The sequence below is a fragment of the Bradyrhizobium huanghuaihaiense genome (genome assembly GCF_025200885.1).
Taxonomy (GTDB): domain Bacteria; phylum Pseudomonadota; class Alphaproteobacteria; order Rhizobiales; family Xanthobacteraceae; genus Bradyrhizobium; species Bradyrhizobium huanghuaihaiense.
Genome location: NZ_CP104172.1, coordinates 1,537,408 through 1,554,497 on the forward strand (window position 1 = coordinate 1,537,408; position 17,090 = coordinate 1,554,497).

The 17,090-nt window shown below is 65.9% G+C and carries 13 protein-coding genes; 7 read left to right on the forward strand and 6 right to left on the reverse strand.

Annotated elements, in window-relative coordinates:
• Positions 1-44: 44 nt before the first annotated feature.
• Positions 45-2,366 (forward strand): xanthine dehydrogenase family protein molybdopterin-binding subunit, encoded by a 2,322-nt coding sequence (locus N2603_RS07290; protein ID WP_260388221.1) that lies wholly within the window; start codon positions 45-47, stop codon positions 2,364-2,366.
• Positions 2,367-2,538: 172 nt separating this feature from the next.
• On the opposite strand, the gene N2603_RS07295 is transcribed toward N2603_RS07290, so the two are convergent.
• Genes N2603_RS07295 through N2603_RS07305 form a run of 3 tightly spaced genes read right to left on the reverse strand, consistent with a single transcriptional unit; the run spans position 2,539 to position 5,750 of the window.
• Complete coding sequence (locus N2603_RS07295) at positions 2,539-3,735, reverse strand: acyl-CoA dehydrogenase family protein (RefSeq protein WP_260388222.1); 1,197 nt, start codon at positions 3,733-3,735, stop codon at positions 2,539-2,541.
• A gap of 15 nt (positions 3,736-3,750) precedes the next feature.
• Positions 3,751-4,890 (reverse strand): acyl-CoA dehydrogenase family protein, encoded by a 1,140-nt coding sequence (locus N2603_RS07300; RefSeq protein WP_260388223.1) that lies wholly within the window; start codon positions 4,888-4,890, stop codon positions 3,751-3,753.
• 5 nt (positions 4,891-4,895) lie between these two features.
• Positions 4,896-5,750, reverse strand: a complete 855-nt coding sequence (locus N2603_RS07305) for an enoyl-CoA hydratase (protein WP_260388224.1) — start codon at positions 5,748-5,750, stop codon at positions 4,896-4,898.
• A 176-nt stretch (positions 5,751-5,926) separates the two neighbouring features.
• Here N2603_RS07305 and N2603_RS07310 point away from each other — a divergent pair, with 176 nt between their 5' ends.
• From N2603_RS07310 to N2603_RS07335, 6 genes are all read left to right on the forward strand, one after another.
• On the forward strand, positions 5,927-6,535 hold the full coding sequence (locus N2603_RS07310) for a LemA family protein (protein ID WP_260388225.1): 609 nt from the start codon (positions 5,927-5,929) through the stop codon (positions 6,533-6,535).
• Positions 6,536-6,805: 270 nt separating this feature from the next.
• Positions 6,806-7,693 (forward strand): TPM domain-containing protein, encoded by an 888-nt coding sequence (locus tag N2603_RS07315; RefSeq protein ID WP_260388226.1) that lies wholly within the window; start codon positions 6,806-6,808, stop codon positions 7,691-7,693.
• A gap of 5 nt (positions 7,694-7,698) precedes the next feature.
• Positions 7,699-8,196, forward strand: coding sequence for a TPM domain-containing protein (locus N2603_RS07320; protein WP_260388227.1), 498 nt, complete (start codon positions 7,699-7,701; stop codon positions 8,194-8,196).
• Between the two features lie 400 nt (positions 8,197-8,596).
• Positions 8,597-9,592 carry a hypothetical protein gene (locus N2603_RS07325; RefSeq protein WP_260388228.1) on the forward strand — a complete coding sequence of 332 codons (996 nt, stop codon included), beginning with the start codon at positions 8,597-8,599 and terminating at the stop codon, positions 9,590-9,592.
• 93 nt (positions 9,593-9,685) lie between these two features.
• Positions 9,686-11,233, forward strand: coding sequence for a hypothetical protein (locus tag N2603_RS07330; protein WP_260388229.1), 1,548 nt, complete (start codon positions 9,686-9,688; stop codon positions 11,231-11,233).
• A gap of 28 nt (positions 11,234-11,261) precedes the next feature.
• Complete coding sequence (locus N2603_RS07335; protein ID WP_260388230.1) at positions 11,262-11,426, forward strand: hypothetical protein; 165 nt, start codon at positions 11,262-11,264, stop codon at positions 11,424-11,426.
• 50 nt (positions 11,427-11,476) lie between these two features.
• Here N2603_RS07335 and N2603_RS07340 read toward each other — a convergent pair whose 3' ends face one another.
• The 3 genes from N2603_RS07340 to putA form a co-directional block, all read right to left on the reverse strand.
• On the reverse strand, positions 11,477-12,124 hold the full coding sequence (locus N2603_RS07340) for a glutathione S-transferase family protein (protein ID WP_018643720.1): 648 nt from the start codon (positions 12,122-12,124) through the stop codon (positions 11,477-11,479).
• 342 nt (positions 12,125-12,466) lie between these two features.
• Positions 12,467-13,672 (reverse strand): CaiB/BaiF CoA transferase family protein, encoded by a 1,206-nt coding sequence (locus N2603_RS07345; protein WP_018643719.1) that lies wholly within the window; start codon positions 13,670-13,672, stop codon positions 12,467-12,469.
• 347 nt (positions 13,673-14,019) lie between these two features.
• Positions 14,020-17,019: a bifunctional proline dehydrogenase/L-glutamate gamma-semialdehyde dehydrogenase PutA gene (gene putA / locus N2603_RS07350; RefSeq protein ID WP_260388231.1), complete on the reverse strand. Its 3,000-nt coding sequence runs from the start codon at positions 17,017-17,019 to the stop codon at positions 14,020-14,022.
• Positions 17,020-17,090: the final 71 nt, after the last annotated feature.

A 17,090-nucleotide genomic window follows, 5' to 3' on the forward strand; every position in this document is an offset into this window, starting at 1 on the left:
AAAGGCTGCCCGCAGTTTCGAAAAGACCCTGAGGACCCCACGGAATGAACATTCTTCCCGGCAATTTGCGTTTCGGAGCGGGCCAGCCCGTCAAGCGTTTGGAAGACCAGCGGCTGCTGACCGGGAAGGGGCAATTCATCGACGACAAGCCGGAAGACGGCGCGCTGTGGTTGTACGTGCTGCGCTCGCCGCATGCGCATGCGAAGATCGTCTCGATCGACACCAGCGCGGCGGTCGCGATGCCCGGCGTCACCGCGGTCTACACCGGTGCCGACCTCGTCAAGGACGACATCGGCGTCATCCCGACCTTGAGCATCTTCAAGCGCCCCGACGGCAAGCCGATGACGGTGCCGCCGCGCCGGCTGCTCGCCCATGAGATCGTGCGCTACGCCGGCGAAGCGGTGGCGGCGGTGGTGGCCGCCTCGCGCACCGAAGCGCAGAGCGCGGCCGAGGCAATCGTCGTCGAATACGACGTGCAGTCAGCAGTGGTGGATCCCGTCGAGGCCGTAAAGCCCGGCGCGCCCGTGGTGTGGCCCGAGGCGCCCGACAACATCGTCGGCGCGATGGCTTACGGCGATGCCGCCAAGGTCGACGAGGCCTTTGCCAGGGCCGCGCACACAGTCGAGCTCGATCTCGTCAGCCAGCGCCTGGTGCCTTCCGCGATGGAGCCGCGCTCGACTATTGCCGAGATCGACAAGAAGACCGGCCGTCTCCTGCTGCACGTGCAGTCGCAGACGCCGGCCTCGACCCGCGACGTGCTGGCGGAAGCCGTGCTGAAGCGTCCCAAGGACAGCGTCCGCGTGCTGGTCGGCGACATCGGCGGTGGCTTTGGCCAGAAGACCAACCTCTATCCCGAGGACGGCATCGTCGCCTACGCCGCGACCAAGCTGAACAAGAAGATCCGCTGGCGCGGCGACCGCACCGACGAGTTCGTCGGCGGCACCCATGGCCGCGATCTCACCTCGACGGCGTCGTTCGCGCTCGACGAGAAGGGCAAGGTGCTGGCCTATCGCGTCAAGTCGATCGGCTGCACCGGCGCCTATTCCTCGGGCGCGGCCAACATCATTCCGCTGGTGCTCGGGCCGTTCGTGCAGACCGGCGTCTACGATCTGCCGCTGGTGCATTTCGAGGTGCAATCGGTGATGACCCACACCGCGCCTGTCGGCGCCTATCGCGGCGCCGGCCGTCCCGAAGCGGTCTTCATCGTCGAGCGCCTGTTCGACGCTGCCGCGCGAAAAATCGGCATGGATCCGCGCGCGATCCGGAAAGCCAACTACATCAAGCCGGCGCAGCTGCCCTACACCAATGCGGCCGGCCAAGTCTACGATTCCGGCGCCTTCGCGCACATGCTCGACCGCGCCGTGAAGCTCGCCGACTGGGACGGCTTTGCCGCGCGCAAGAAGGCCGCCAAGAAGAAGGGCATGCTCTACGGCCGCGGGCTCACCTCCTACATCGAATGGACCGGCGGCCGCGCCCACACCGAGAAGGTCAGCCTGCACGCGACCTCGCAAGGGCGCGTGGTGCTGCATTCCGGCACCATGGCGATGGGGCAGGGGCTGCAGACCACCTACACCCAGATGATTTCCGACTCGCTCGGCATTCCCCTCGACAAGATCGACGTGGTCCAGGGCGACACTGATCTTGCCATGGGCTTTGGGAGCGTCGGCTCGCGCTCGCTGTTCGTCGGCGGCACGGCGGTCGCGGTCTCCTCCAGCGACCTGATCCGGAAGGCACGCGAGAAGGCGGCCAACGTGCTGGAGACCTCGGTCGAGGACATCGAATATCAGGGCGGCATGCTCACCGTGGTCGGCACCGATCGCCGCATCAGCCTGTTCGATCTCGCCGAGAAGGAGAGCGGGGCCAAGCTCAGCGTCGATTCGGAAGGCGAGGTGGATGGACCGAGCTGGCCGAACGGCACGCATATCTGCGAGGTCGAGATCGACCCGGAGACCGGTGTCTCCAAGGTCGTGCGCTACACCACCGTTGACGACGTCGGCGTCGCCGTGAACCCGATGCTGGTCACCGGCCAGATCCACGGGGGCGTCGCGCAAGGTATCGGCCAGGCGCTCTATGAGGGCGTCTCCTACGATCCGGACGGCCAGCTCCTCACCGCCAGCTACCAGGATTACTGCATCCCGCGCGCCGACGACGTGCCGCCGATCGTGGTGACGCTCGACGATACCGCGCCCTGCCGCACCAATCCGCTCGGCGCCAAGGGCTGCGGCGAATCCGGCGCCATCGGCGGCCCGCCCTGCGTCACCAATGGCGTGATGGACGCGCTCGCCGAGCTCGGCATCACCCAGCTCAATACGCCGTTGACGCCGCAGAAGATCTGGCAGGCGATCCGGGATGCGAAGGTGGGTTAGGGGCTTAGCTGAAGCCTCAAATTCGGTGTCGTCCCGGCGCAGGCCGGGACCCATAACCACCGAATCCAGTTTGGCGAAGATTGGTCATGACCAGCTCGCGCCACACACTCTCTCCGGCGTATGGGTCCCGGCCTGCGCCGGGACGACGGCGGAGGGTGTCGCGCCAGCCCAGCTAAATCCCCAGCATCATCTTCGCAATAATATCGCGCTGGATCTCCGAGGTGCCGCCGAAGATCGTGTACGCCCGGCCGTTGAGATATTCCGGCACCACCGTCAGCATGTCCTCCGGGATCGCCGGCTCGTGGTTGAGCCTGTAGAGCGGGCGCATCGGCTCGACGGCGAGGGCGTCGTGGCCGATCACGTCGACGCCCAGCCGCGTCACGGCCTGGCGGATCTCGCTGTTGCGCAGCTTCAGGATCGACGACACCGCGCCGGGGTTCTGTCCGGTCTGCAGCGCCGAGAGCACGCGCAGCTCCGTCATCTCCAGCGCGTCGATGTCGACCTCGACCTCGGAGATGCGCGTTGCGATGTCCGGGGTGTCGATCGCGCGCCCGGTCAAATCGGATGCAGCAAGATCCGCGATCGCCTTCAGCCCCTCGCGGAGCTTGGCTGACGCAATGCCGGAGCCGCGCTCGAACTCCAGCAGATATTTGCCGTAGGTCCAGCCTTTGCCTTCCTCGCCGACGCGGTTGACCACGGGCACGCGGACGTCGTCGAAGAACACCTGGTTGACCTCGTGGTCGCCGCCGATGGTGAGGATGGGGCGCGTCGTGATACCCGGCGTCTTCATGTCGATCAGGATGAAGCTGATGCCGTCCTGCTGCCGCTCGCCGTCGCTGGTACGCACCAGCGCGAACATGCGGTTGGCGTGGTGGGCATGCGTGGTCCAGATCTTGGTGCCGTTGATGATGTAGTCATCGCCGTCGCGCACCGCGCGCGTCTTCAGCGAGGAGAGGTCGGAGCCGGAGCCCGGCTCTGAGTAGCCCTGGCACCAATAGTCTTCACCTGAAAGAATTCGTGGCAGGTAAAAATTCTTCTGCTCAGGGCTGCCGAAGCCGATGATGACCGGCCCGACCATCTTCACGCCCATCACGTTGACATTCGGCACGCCCGCGCGCGCGGATTCGGTCTCAAAAATCCAGCGCTGCGCCGGCGTCCAGTCCGGGCCGCCATATTCGACCGGCCAGCCCGGCGCGCCCCATCCCTGCCTGTGCAGCGCACGCTGCCAGGCCATGCCGATATCAGGATCAGAGAACACCGACGGCGTCAGCGCGGTCGCGCGCTTCATCTCTTCGGTGAGGTTTTTGGCGATGAACCCGCGCACCTCGCTCTGGAAGGCGCGCTCCTCGGCATTGAACGTGAGGTCCATGAGGCTCTCCCAGTGTCAGGCCGTACGGCCGAGCTGCGCGTGGCGGGCATAGTGATGCGCGCTGCCGCCGAACAGCGTGTCGAAAGCGACCAGCCGCTTGAAATAGGCGCCGACCTCGAGCTCTTCGGTAACGCCCATGCCGCCGTGAAGCTGGATCGACTGCTCGCCGACGAAGCGCGCGCATTTGCCGATTTTCGCCTTCGCACCGGAGGCGGCGCGAGCGCGTTCGACCGGCGGGCTATCTGCCTTCAACGCAGCCCGCAGCGCCATCGAACGCGCCTCGTCGACCTGCATCGCCATGTCGGCGAGGCGATGGCGGATCACCTGGTTGGCCGAGAGCGGTCGGCCGAATTGCTTGCGGATCTTGGTGTATTCGAGCGTGATGTCCAGCAGCGTCTGCATGATGCCGACGGCTTCCGCGCCTAACGCGGCCATGGCGCGGTCGACCGCCCATTCGATCGCGGGCAGCGCATCGCTCCCGTTGCCGAGCAAGGCGTCTTCAGGCAGGTGCACGTCTGATAGTTCGATGTTGCAGGCGCGCCCGCCGCCAAGACGAGGATAGTCGCTGATGATAAGGCCAGATGCCGTCGCCGGGACCAGGAACAGACCGATCCGCCCCGACGGGCCGCGATGATCATGGAGATGCGCGGAGACGATGATCTCATCGGCGGCGTGCCCGTCGAGCACGGTGATCTTGTTTCCGGCAAGGCGCCAGCCTTGCTCTGTTTTGTTCGCGGTGGTCGCGACCTTGGCGAGATCGAACCGTGCCGCGCGTTCGGAATGCGCAAAGGCGAGCTTCAGTGAGCCGTCGGCGACCTTGGGCAGGATTCCCTGTTTCTGGGCTGCACTGCCGCATCGCTCGATGAGCGCCGCGCCCAGCACGACCGTTGCCACATAGGGCTCCGACACCAGCCCGCGGCCGAAGGCTTCCATCAAGATGCTGATCTCGACCGCGCCGGCGCCGAGCCCGCCGAACTCTTCGGGAATCGGCAGCGCCAACCAGCCGAGCTCGGCAAACTGCTTCCAAACTGCAGGGCTGTAGCCAAGCGGATCATTCGCCATCTTGCGGCGATGGTCCGCATCGTAGCTTTCGGCCACGAAGCGGTCCGCGCTCTCGCGCAGCAGCCGCTGCTCGTCACTGAGGTTCAGGTCCATCGCATCTACTCCGCAGCCGCGGGCGGTTTGCGCACGGAGGGATGCAAGCCGGATGGATCGACGATCATGCCGAACTCCTGGAGATTGTGGGCGTGACAGAGCTGATGCAGCGCAAAGGCCTGGTCGATCGCGGCGGGCTGGCCCATCACGTCGACCGAGCGGTTCACGGCTTCCTTGGTCAGCTTCAGCGCGAAGGACGGTTTCGATGCGATCCGGCGCGCCAGCTCCAGCACTCGCGATGACAGTTCGGCACGCGGCACCACCTGATTGACCATGCCGAGCTGGTGCGCCTCCTCGGCGCTCCAGCTGTCGGCGGTGAACAGGAATTCCTTGGCCTTGCGCGGCCCGAGCTCCCAGGGATGCACGAACCATTCGACGCCGCAGACGCCCATGGTGACCACGGGGTCACAGAACTGCGCATCGTCGCTGGCGACGATGAGGTCACAGGCCCAGGCCAGCATCAAGCCGCCCGCGATGCACTTGCCATGCACCTCGGCAATGGTCGGTTTGGCCAGGTTCCGCCAGCGCCGTGTGATCTGGAGATATATTTCCTGCTCGCGCGCGAAGCGGCCATGTGCGTTCGGTTCAGCGAAGCCGCCCCAATTTCCGATCGGCGGGAAATCGACGCCGGCGGCGTTCTTGCCGCCGGGACGCAGATCGTGGCCGGACGAGAAGTGCGGGCCGCTGCCGGCGAGAATGATGACCTTGACCGCATCGTCCTGCACCGCCGCATCGAAGGCGGCGTTGAGCTCGTAGGTCATCTGCAGGTTCTGTGCGTTGCGCGCCTCGGGCCGGTTCATCACGACCCGCGTGATCGCCGGCTCCGGCCGCTCCACGAGGATGGTCTCGAACGAGCTCATCGCGTTCCCCTTGGCGTTCCCTGGCGTTGATGTTCTTGTTGTGCCCGAGTTGACAATGTCGGCCAGGGATAGGCAAGGGGCTTGCGTCAGTCGGCTGCTTTCCGCGTCTCCAAGAGGTCTGGCGTCTCGCGCGCTCAATCTGGTAGTTTGCACGAGATTCCACCGGGAGAAATTTAATGCGCAAGATCCTCACCGTGCTGGCGGCGCTGGCTTCGCTGAGCCTGACCAATTGCGGCTACAACGCGATCCAGAGCGAGGACGAGCAGATCAAGGCCAACTGGTCCGAGGTCGTGAACCAGTATCAGCGCCGCGCTGACCTCGTGCCAAATCTCGTCAACTCGGTGAAGGGCTTTGCCCAGCAGGAGAAGGACGTGCTGCTCGGGGTCACCAATGCCCGCGCCAAGGTCGGCAGCATCCAGGCGACGCCGGAGGTGCTGAACGACCCCGCTGCCTTTCAGAAATTCCAGGCCGCCCAAAGCGAGCTCTCCAGCGCGCTGTCGCGCCTGCTGGTCGTCACCGAGAATTATCCGCAGCTGAAGTCGGACGCCCTGTTCAAGGATCTGATGTCGCAGCTGGAGGGCACCGAGAACCGCATCACGGTGGCACGCAACCGCTACATCAAGGCGGTGCAGGACTACAACGTCACCATCCGCTCGTTCCCGACCAACCTCACCGCGATGACGTTCGGCTACAAGGAGAAGCCGAACTTCTCGGTCGAGAACGAGAAGGAGATCTCGACTGCGCCGAAGGTGGATTTCAACCCGGCGCCTGCGCCGTCGAAGTAAGCGCGTTCGATTTTGCGAATGCGCTTCGTCCCACCCACCACTGTCATTCCCCGCGACCCGGCTACGCCAAGGCTTCGCCGAGGTTTCGGTCTAGGGCGCGCCGAAGCTTTAGCGCAGGCGGCAAGCGGGGAATCCAGTACGTCGCGGCTTCTCCGTAGTCCGTCGGCGGCTCTGCAATACTGGATCGCCCGGTCCCGGCTCCGCCTAGGGCTTCGCCGGGCACCTCGGTATTGGGCCGGCGAAGCGTCAGCGAAGACGGCAAGCCGGGCGATGACAGCGAGTGTGTGGTTCATCGTCGCACTCCTCCTCGCCTTCGCCGTCCCAGCTTCCGCCGACGTCGCCGTTCCCCAGCTCACCGGTCGCGTGGTCGATCAGACCGGCACGCTCTCCAGCGGCGACATCGCCGCGCTCTCCCAAAAGCTGCGCGACTTCGAGACGCGCAAGGGCAGCCAGGTCGCCGTGCTGATCGTGCCGACCACGCAGCCGGAGACGATCGAGCAGTACTCGATCCGCGTTGCGGAGGCCTGGAAGCTCGGCCGCAAGAAGATCGACGACGGCGCGATCCTCGTCGTCGCCAAGAACGACCGGCATTTGCGCATCGAGGTCGGCTACGGCCTCGAAGGCGCGCTGACCGACGTCACCTCGCGGCGCATCATCGACGAGATCATCACGCCGAAATTCAGGACGGGCGATTTTGGCGGCGGCATCAGCGATGGCGTCGAGCGCATGATGCGGGTGATCGATGGCGAGCCGTTGCCGGTTCCTTCGCCCACCGTGAACTTCGGCAGCCTGGACGACCTCGCGCCGCTCTTCATCGTGACGCTGTTCGCCTCCATCGGGGTGGGCGGGTTCTTCCGTGCCACGCTGGGACGATTGCTCGGATCTTTCGTCACCGGCGGCATCATCGCCGCGCTGACCTGGATCATCCTCGGGTCTTTCGCACTTGCTCTCGCGCTCGGTGGTCTCGGCTTCATCATCGGATTCGTCGCTGATCTGTTTTCGGCGATCACGCCGGGCACAGGCCGCTCGCGCGGCGGCTCCTGGTCGAGCGGCTCCTCGTCCGGCGGCTGGAGCGGCGGTTCGTCGTCAAGTGACAGCGGCAGCTTCAGCGGCGGCGGCGGCAGCTTTGGTGGCGGCGGCGCCTCGGGGAGCTGGTAGCGGTCATGAGCATCAAGCGCATTGCCAGACACCTGGTGCAGCATCATTGGCGGGCAAGGCAGATCTTCCCGCAGGCCGCGCTCGACCGCATCCAACAGGCCATCCGGCAGGGCGAGACCACCCATTCCGGCCAGGTCCGCTTCGTGGTCGAAGGCGCGCTCGACGGCCGCCCGCTGTTCCGCAACCAGCCGGCACGCGAGCGCGCGCTCGACCTGTTCTCGCATTTGCGCATCTGGGACACCGCGCACAACAATGGCGTCCTGATCTATCTCCTGCTCGCCGACCGCGACGTCGAGATCATCGCCGACCGCGGCATCGACGCGAAGGTGGGCGCGGCGGGGTGGGAGACCATCTGCCGCGCGATGGAGACCGAGTTCAGGTCCGGCCAGTTCGAGCGCGGCGTGATCAGCGGCATCGCGGCGGTGTCGCGTGAGCTGGCACGGCATTTCCCGCCGCAAGGCCCGCATGCGAACGAGCTGCCGGATGCACCGGTGGTGATGTGACGGGGAGTGATGTGGACGGAGCGGGCGCCACTCACTCCGTCATTGCGAGGAGCCCTTGCGACGAAGCAATCCAGACCGTCTCCGCGGAAAGACTCTGGATTGCTTCGCTGCGCTCGCAATGACGATGTGGAAGCTGCGGGGCCGACCCTCTCGCCGACACTCCGAGGTGCGAGCGGAGCGGCCCTCAAAGGGCGCCCAGCGTCCATTCCGCCGCCGTTCATCTCGCCTCGCTTACAAATTGTTTCACGCCCGCCACACCGGTTCCACGTTCCCGGCCCAATTCAGCCCCGGATGAGTTCCTAAAATTTCGGTAAGCGGGTCCGAAGGTAAGGATTTCGCAAGCAATGAAAGTTACCAAAAGGTCAATCCAGACTGGAGTATTTGAGCCGTGAGCGAACCAATGGCTGAGCAGGCTGCCCAGGATTCCGGTGCTGTCGACGTCGCAGCGCCGCAGACCGTCGAGGCTGCCGCCGGTATCGACGCCCCCTCGATCGCCCCCGACCACGAAGCGCCGCCCAAGCCTGATCCGGTGAAGGCAGACGCCGCGAAGGTTGAGCCGCCGCGGATCGAGGTGCCGAAATTGGAAGCCAAGAGCGAGGTCAAGACCGAGGTCAAGGCTGAATCCAAGCCCGAGCCGAAGCTCGGCAAGCTCATCGTCATGCCGCCCGCCGACCGCGCCTGGGAACGCGAGGAGTTCGCCCCGCATGTGAAGGCGGATGAGCCGCGTGAGACCGGCAGCAAGCGTCGCCTCTCGGCCATGGCCGCCGTGGTGGCGATCGCGGCCAGCGTTGGTGCGATCAGCGGCGCGCTGGCAACGGCCGGCATGATGCATTTTGCCGCCCCGGCCGCCGCGCCGGTGCAGGTCGCCGACACCAGCGCGCTGGATGCGTCCGTCGCGCGGATCGATGCCGACCTCGTCGCGCTCAAGGCGAATGTCGAGCACAGCTCCAAGACCGGCCTCACCCAGTTCAACCGCGCCAACGACCGTCTCGACAAGCTCGAGAAGGCGCAGGCCGAGCCGATGGCGAAGCTCGCAAAGCTGTCCGAGACCGTCGACAAGCTCCGTGCCACGCCGCCTGCCCCTCCCGCGCAGGCCGCTGCCGTGGCGCCCAAGGAGACGACCGGCTCGATCGCCCCGGCGCAGGTTGCGACCGCGGCTGCCGTTCCGGCGCCCGTCCCCGCCGCACCCAAGATCGAGGTCGGCCGCCTGCCGACGCTCGAAGGCTGGAGGCTGCGCGACGTCGCCAATGGCGGCGCGCTGATCGAGGGCCGCGACGGCCTCTACGAGGTCTATGCCGGCGATCCCATCCCCGGCGTCGGCCGCGTCGACGCGATCCGCCGCCAGGACGGCCGCTGGGTGGTCGTCACCAGCAAGGGCCTGATCGTCGCACGCTGAGCGTTCGATATTCGACTTTGGAAGAGGCGCTTCACCACCATGTGAAGCGCCTTTTTGCTTGAATAGGCGCGCTCGCGCGGTGTTACTTGAGGCATGAGCCGCGCCTTGCGAATTATCCTTGCTGTCGTCGTGTTGTTCGGCGGCGTCACGTCGCCATCGGCGGCTGAGAACGCACAGCTCACGCGCGGAACCGCGATCACCGATCCCGACCTGCTGCGCAAGCTCGACCAGGACGACCAGCTGACGATCTCTCGCCTGATATGGCCGGAGCGCAACGCGAATTTTTCGCTGACGACGGATCTGCTGTTCGCCTGGCTGCCGCAGCTCAAGGACATTCCGCCCGCGATCGATGCGGAGTTCGACCGCTACATCGCGCAGCAGAAAGTCGCCTTTCCAAGCGAGACCATCGGCGTCGGCGAAGGCGTTGACGTGCAGCTGTTCGATCGGGCCGTGCTGAAATCTCCGAACACGCGTTTCGTGCTGGCCGGTATCGTCAACCGCATGGACCGCGCCTATGTGGCGGAGGAGTCCTGCGGCGAGATCCGCTTGATCTACCGGCTGGCGCGTTTCGATGCCGGGCCTGATGGGGCCAAGACGGCGACGCGGCTGCCGATGACGTTCAATCTGGTGCTGAAGGCCCGTGACGCGCGCCAGACGGATGCGAGCGGCAAGCCGGTCAGCTGCGCCGAGGTCGCGCGGCGCTGGCTCGACAATGGCGACTGGCAGGGGCTGATCGGCGGCCGCTTCTATCCTCACGACGCGATGCTCGACCGCATCGAGACCAACATCCAGGTCTCGATCGCGCCGAAATCGGCACTGCACGATTTCCGCTCCGACTATCTGCTCAAGGTCTTCAAGTACAACGCCACGACGAAGACGTTCGAGGAATCGACGCTGGAGAACCAGATCGACCGCGACCGGATCATTGCCGACAACGATCTCCGGCGCGATTTCAAGTCCTGGCTGCTCGCGCCGGAAAATCTCCGCGAGTTCGATCGCGGCACAGTGCTGATCCCCGAGAAGTTCCTGGCCAAGGCCGCGGTCGTGCCGACGCCGACCGGCCTCGATGCTTCGCCGTTGCAGCCGGAGTTCGGCATGATGCAAGGGGAAGGAAAAGGGGAGGGCAAGGACAATCCGGTCTTCACCGACGACGACGTGGTCGGCGCGCTGAAGCAGGCGGCCGCGCGCGGTGACTTGCAGAACATCCGCTCGGTCGCGGGCTTCCAGCGCCGCCTCAACGATGTCACCTGCGCCGGCTGCCACCAGACCCGAGGGATCGGCGGCTTCCATTTCCCGGGCGTCGACTGGCTCGCCGACAAGCCGTCCAATTCCACCATCGTGCCGGCCTCGCCGCATTTTATCGGCGACCAGGTGCGCCGCCGCGACATCCTGACCGCGTTCGCCGCGGGCAAACGCCCTGATTTCTCACGCGGATTTGCCAGCCGGCCGCAGACCCGCGGCAGCGCGGAGCTGGCCGGCACCGAATATCAGGACGGCTGGGGCGCGCATTGTTCCTTGCAAGATGCGGGATCGGGAAGGCGGGACGAGAGTTTTACGTCATGGAGCTGTGCTAGAGGCTTGACCTGTCAGGCTGCCGCGGCCTCGCGCCGCATCGGCATGTGCTTCATCAAGACGCGTTAGGCCGCCTCCAACCTGGTTTGGATGACCCATGACGGACACGAGCGAAGCCAACAAGATGCGCAATCGCGAGATCGCGCGCAACGAGGAAGCCAAGCAGATCACCGGCAGCGTGCGCGTCAGCATCTGGGCCGTCGCGGTGGCCGTCATCATCGGCGGCATCCTGTTCACGCTCGGCTGGCTGGCGTTGAGGTAGTTTTCTTTTTGCCTCTCCCCGCGTGCGGAGAGAGGGGAAAGAGAGAGCCCTCACTTCGCGTAATTCGTCATCCGCTTTCCCGGCAGCAGCTCATAGGCCGGCTTCCAGCCGGGTAGCGCGGCCATGCGGCCGAGCCAGGCGTGGATCGCGGGATGGCTCGTGGCGAAGTCGAAGCCGTGCTCGTCGCTGGGATAGTGCAGGTACGCCATCATCGAGATATCGGCGACCGTTGGCTTCGTACCGATCGCAAAGGCATTGTGCTGGAGATGTCCGTCGAGAATGCCGAGGAAATCATCGAGCCGCCTGCGAAAATGCTTCAGCACCTGCGGATCGTTCTTCTCGGTGAAGGCGCGCATGAAGCGATAGGTCGCCATGTAGCCGGTGAGCTTGTGGTTGTCCCAGAACAGCCAGCGCAACAGCTCGAACTTTTCCTCCTCCGTGTCGGCACCGAAGCGGCCGTACTGCTCGGCGAGCTTCAAGAGGAGCGGCGCGGTCTGCGTCATCTTCACGCCGTCCACTTCGAGCACGGGAATCTCGCCCATCTCGTTGACGGCCTTGCGCCATTCTGCGGTGCGCGTGACGCCGCCGCCAAAGTCGGTCCACACCGGCTCGAACGTCTCGCCGCAAAGCGTCAGCATCAGCGCCAGCTTGTAGCTGTTGCCGGATTCGGGGAAGTAGTGCAGGCGATAACTGGGCATGGGACCTCGCGGTATTGATGTTCTGCCGATTGTTATACCGAGATGGTCCCGCGCCGTCATTGCGAGCGCAGCGAAGCAATCCAGCAATGCATCCGCGGTGGGATTCTGGATTGCTTCGCTGCGCTCGCAATGACGGGGCTTTGTTGCGCGGTCCGCCTCGCCATCGTCGTCCCGGACAAGCGCAGCGAAGCGGAGCGCAGATCCGGGACTCATAACCACAGGAAGGCGTTTGGCGAAGACTCGGAGTGATCAGTCCGCGCGATAACCGTTCCCTGTGGTTATGGGTCCCGGGCTCGCGCTTTGCGCGCCCCGGGACGACAGCGGAGTTTTAAGGCGACCGCCTTACCCCACCGCCCCCGAGCCGCGCAGCTGCTTGATCGTCGCCTCGTCGTATCCCGCCGCGCGCAAAATCTCGTCACTGTGCTCGCCGACGGCAGGCGGCTTGCGCGGCTGGACCTTCTTGGCGCCGTCGATCCAGATCGGGCTGGAGATGGTGAGCATGGTGTCGTTCTCGAATGGCACCAGCACCTCGTTGTCGAGCATCTGCTTGTCGTTCGGGATGTCGTCCAGAATGGCGACGACGCCGAACACGAGGCCATTGCCGTCGAGGATTTTTCGCCATTCGGAGAGATCCCTGGTGGCGAAGGTCTCGTCCAATATCTTGATCAGCTCGACCGAGCGAGCGTGACGGTCGGCCTTGGTGGCGAAACGGGGATCATTGATCAGGTCTTCGCGTCCGAGGCATTTGGCCAGCGTCGGAAACTGCTTCTCCTCGTTCAGCAGCGACAGGATCAGCCAGCGGCCGTCCTTGCACTGGTAATGGTTGGCGACCGCGTTCAGCGCGCGCTCGCGCGGGCGCCGCTCGCCGAACTTTGCGCCGCAGAGCTTTGCCTGCGCCAGCACGCTCGCCGCCCACAGCCCGTTCGCCATCAGATTGGAGGCGACATGCGAGCCCTTGCCGGTCTTCTCGCGCTGATACAGCGCCGTGACGATGGCGCCGTAGAACGCCATGGCGCAGGGGTGGTCGCCCATGCCGGCGACCGAGCGCGCCGGCGTGGTGTCGATGTCGGCGCGGACGAGGTCCATCAGGCCGGAGCGCGCCCAATAGGCGTTGCTGTCGAAGCCGGGCTTGTTGGCTTCCTCGCCCTTCTCGCCATAGCCGGTGAAGGAGGCGTAGATCAGCCGGTCGTTGAGATGGGCGAGATGGTCATAGGTGATGCCGAGCTTGGTACGCACCGGCGGCGGCATGTTGGTGATGAAGACGTCGGCCTCCTCCACCAGCTTGTAGAGCACCGCCTGCGCCTCCGGCTTTGCGAGGTCGAGCGCGATGCTCTTCTTGTTGCGCGCCTCCAGCAGCCAAGCGAAATTGTGCTCGCCCGTGGGATAGCCGGGCAGGTTGGGCAGATTGCGGTAGGGGTCGCCAGCGCCGGGCGGCTCGATCTTGATGACGTCGGCGCCGAAATCGGACAGCACGGTCGCGGCCGCGGGCGCTGCGATGAAGCTCGCGCAGTCCAGAACCTTCAGCCCCGCAAAAATGCCTTTTTCCATCGCGGCGTTGCTCCCTCGTTCTTGTTGTTTCCCGCGCGCTGGAATTGGCGCGGGCCAAGTCTGGCAGCATTAGACCGATGTTTCGCCGGGATGCAACGGCGCCGGGCGCAGGGCTCGTTGCGCGACATCCAGCACGTCAGCCAGGGATCTAAAACCATCTCCCGTCACCCTGAGGTGCTCGTCCTGCGGTGTACCGCAGGACGAGCCTCGAAGAGCGAGGGCCCGGCTGTATCCGGGCCGTCCATCCTTCGAGGCTCCCGGCGCGATGCCTTGCATCGCGCCACTCGCACCTCAGGATGACGGAACTGATATTGCGCGTGCTGTGAAGGCGCCTCCAGGAGCGCCCCTCACTCCTCCCCCGCCAGCAGCGCCGCATTGCCGCCCGCTGCCGCGGTGTTGATTGTCACGGTCTGCTCGGTCGCAAAGCGTGCGAGGTAATGCGGGCCGCCGGCCTTGGGGCCGGTTCCGGACAGGCCGTTGCCGCCGAACGGCTGCACGCCGACGACGGCGCCGATCATGTTGCGGTTGACGTAGATGTTGCCGACCTGCACACGGTCGATGATGGCTTCGATGGTGTCGTCGATGCGGGAGTGGACGCCGAGCGTCAGCCCGTAGCCGGTGCGCTCGATCGACTGCAGCACGTGGCCGAGGTTCTCGGCGCGATAACGCACCACGTGCAGGATCGGGCCGAACACCTCCTCGGTGAGCTGACCGGCATCCCTGAGCTCGAAGATGTGCGGGGCGACGAAGCAGCCCTCCGGCGCGGTGCCGGCAAAATGCAGCCGCGCCTCTCGCTTCATCCGCGCGATATGCGCATCGAGCCGCTGCTTGGCCTCAATGTCGATCACCGGACCGACGTGGGTTGCGACATCTGCGGGATCGCCGATCTTCAGTTCGCGCGCCGCGCCCGCGATCATCTCGATCATGCGGTCTGCGACGTCCTCCTGCACGAACAGCAGCCGCAGCGCCGAGCAGCGCTGGCCGGCGGAGCGGAAGGCTGAGGTCACGACATCGTCGGCGACCTGCTCGGGCAGCGCGGTCGCATCGGCAATCATGGCGTTGATGCCGCCTGTCTCCGCGATCAGCGGCACGATCGGCCCGTCCTTGCCCGCGAGCGTCCGGTTGATGCTGCGCGCGACCTCGGTCGAGCCGGTGAAGACGACGCCGGCGATATCCTGGTGCGCGGTGAGCAGCGCGCCGATGCGGCCGTCCCCGGTGACGAGATGCAGCGCGCTCCTGGGAATGCCGGCCTCGTGCAGCAGGGCGACCGCCTCGCGCGCGATGCGCGGCGTCTGCTCGGCGGGTTTTGCCACGACGCTGTTGCCGGCCATCAGCGCGGCCGTGACCTGACCGAGGAAAATGGCCAGCGGAAAATTCCAGGGCGAGATCGCGACGAACACGCCGCGGCCGCGCAGGCCAAGCGCATTGCTCTCGCCGGTCGGGCCCGGCATAGCGGCATCAACGCCGAACAGCTTGCGACCCTGCGCGGCGTAGTAGCGGCAGAAGTCGGCGGCTTCGCGCAGCTCCGACAGCGCGTCGTCGAGGGTCTTGCCACCCTCGGCTTGCAGCAGTGCGATGAAATGCGCGCTGCGGCTCTCCAGGAGATGCGCGGCCTGCTCCAGGGCCGCCGCACGTGTGCCCGCAGGCGTCCGGCTCCAGGCGGCAAAACCGGCGCGGCTTGCTGCGACCGCTGCATTGGCCTGCTCCGGCGCTGCGTCAGCGATCGGTTTGAGATCGATCGCCCCAGCCTTGACCTCCGTCAGCAATTGCTCGAGCGCGGCGCGCGCGCCGAACTCGACGCCGCGCGAATTGCGCCGCTCCGGCGCGAACAGGTCGCCCGGCAACGGAATCCTGGGATGCGCCGCCGCTTGCGGCCGGACGATGGCATCCGCCGGACGCTGCAGCAGCGCCGACATGGGTACGCGATAGTCGGCGGCCTGCGCCACGAAGGATGAGTTCGCGCCGTTCTCCAGCAGCCGCCGCACCAGATAGGCCAGCAGATCGCGATGGCTGCCGACCGGCGCATAGGTGCGGTAGGCGATATCGGGGTGATCCTTGGCGAGCTGCTCGTAGAGCGCTTCGCCCATGCCGTGCAGGCGCTGGAATTCGAAGCCGCCGCTGCCGCCGGCCATCTCCAGCACGGTCGCGACCGTCAGCGCGTTGTGGGTGGCGAATTGCGGGAAGATGCGCGGCCGCAAGGCCAAAAGCTTCGTCGCGCAGGCGACGTAATTCAGATCCGTCATCGCCTTGCGCGTGAACACGGGATAGCCGCCGAGCCCGCGCTCCTGCGCGCGCTTGATCTCGGTGTCCCAATAGGCGCCCTTGACCAGCCGTACCATCAGCTTGCGGTCATGCGCGCGGGCGAGCGCATCGACATAGTCGATCACCGCGCTGGCGCGCTTCTGATAGGCCTGGATGGCGAGGCCAAAGCCGTCCCAGCCCTTGAGCGAGGGATCAGCGAGCGTCGCCGCGATCACGTCGAGCGACAGCTCCAGCCGGTCGGCCTCCTCGGCATCGACGGTGAAGTTCAGATCATGCGCCTTGGCGCGCTGCGCGAGGTCCAGCAGCAGCGGCACCAATTCGCGCATCACACGGTCGCGGCTGATCGCCTCGAAGCGAGGATGCAGCGCCGAGAGTTTGACCGAGATGCCGGGCCGGTCGGGCAGGGGATGGGGGCCTGCCGCCTTGCCGATGGTCTCGATCGCGCTGGCATAGGCGTCGAAATAGCGCTTGGCGTCAGCCGCCGTGCGCGCGCCTTCGCCGAGCATGTCGAAGGAATAGCGCGGTTTCTGTCCGGAACGCGGCTTGCCCCGCTCCAGCGCCTGCTCGATGGTCTCGCCCAGCACGAAATGATTACCCATCAGCCGCATCGCCTGGCGCGTGGCGGTGCGCACCGCCGGCGCGCCGAGCCGCTTCACCAGCCGGCCGATGGTGCCGTCGGGTGTCTCGCCGGGCTGGATCACCCGCGCCGACAGGCCAAGCGCCCAGGCCGAGGCGTTGACAAGGAACGCCGTGGACTTGGTCTCGTGATGGATGAAGTCGCCCTCGCCGAGCTTGTCCTCGATGAACTGGTCGGCGGTGCGTGCATCAGGCACGCGCAGCAGCGCCTCGGCCAGCACCATCAGCGCGAGGCCCTCCTTGGTCGAGAGCGCGAACTCCCGCAGCATGTCCTCGACTCCGCCGAGGCGGTCGTCCCGCTTGCGGATCGCCTCGATCAGCCGCGTCGCGGTGCGGTCGATCCGCGCCTCCTGTGGCGGGGCCAGATGCGCGGCCGGCAGCAGCCGTGCGGCGATCTCGGCATCGTCGGGGGCGTAGGGGGCGGTGAAGGGCGGCGGAATGTTCGGCATGGCGTGTCCTGTGGCTCAAATCCAGGATAAGGCCCGCGTTACCGTAGTTCGATAGACAAATTAGCGATTTT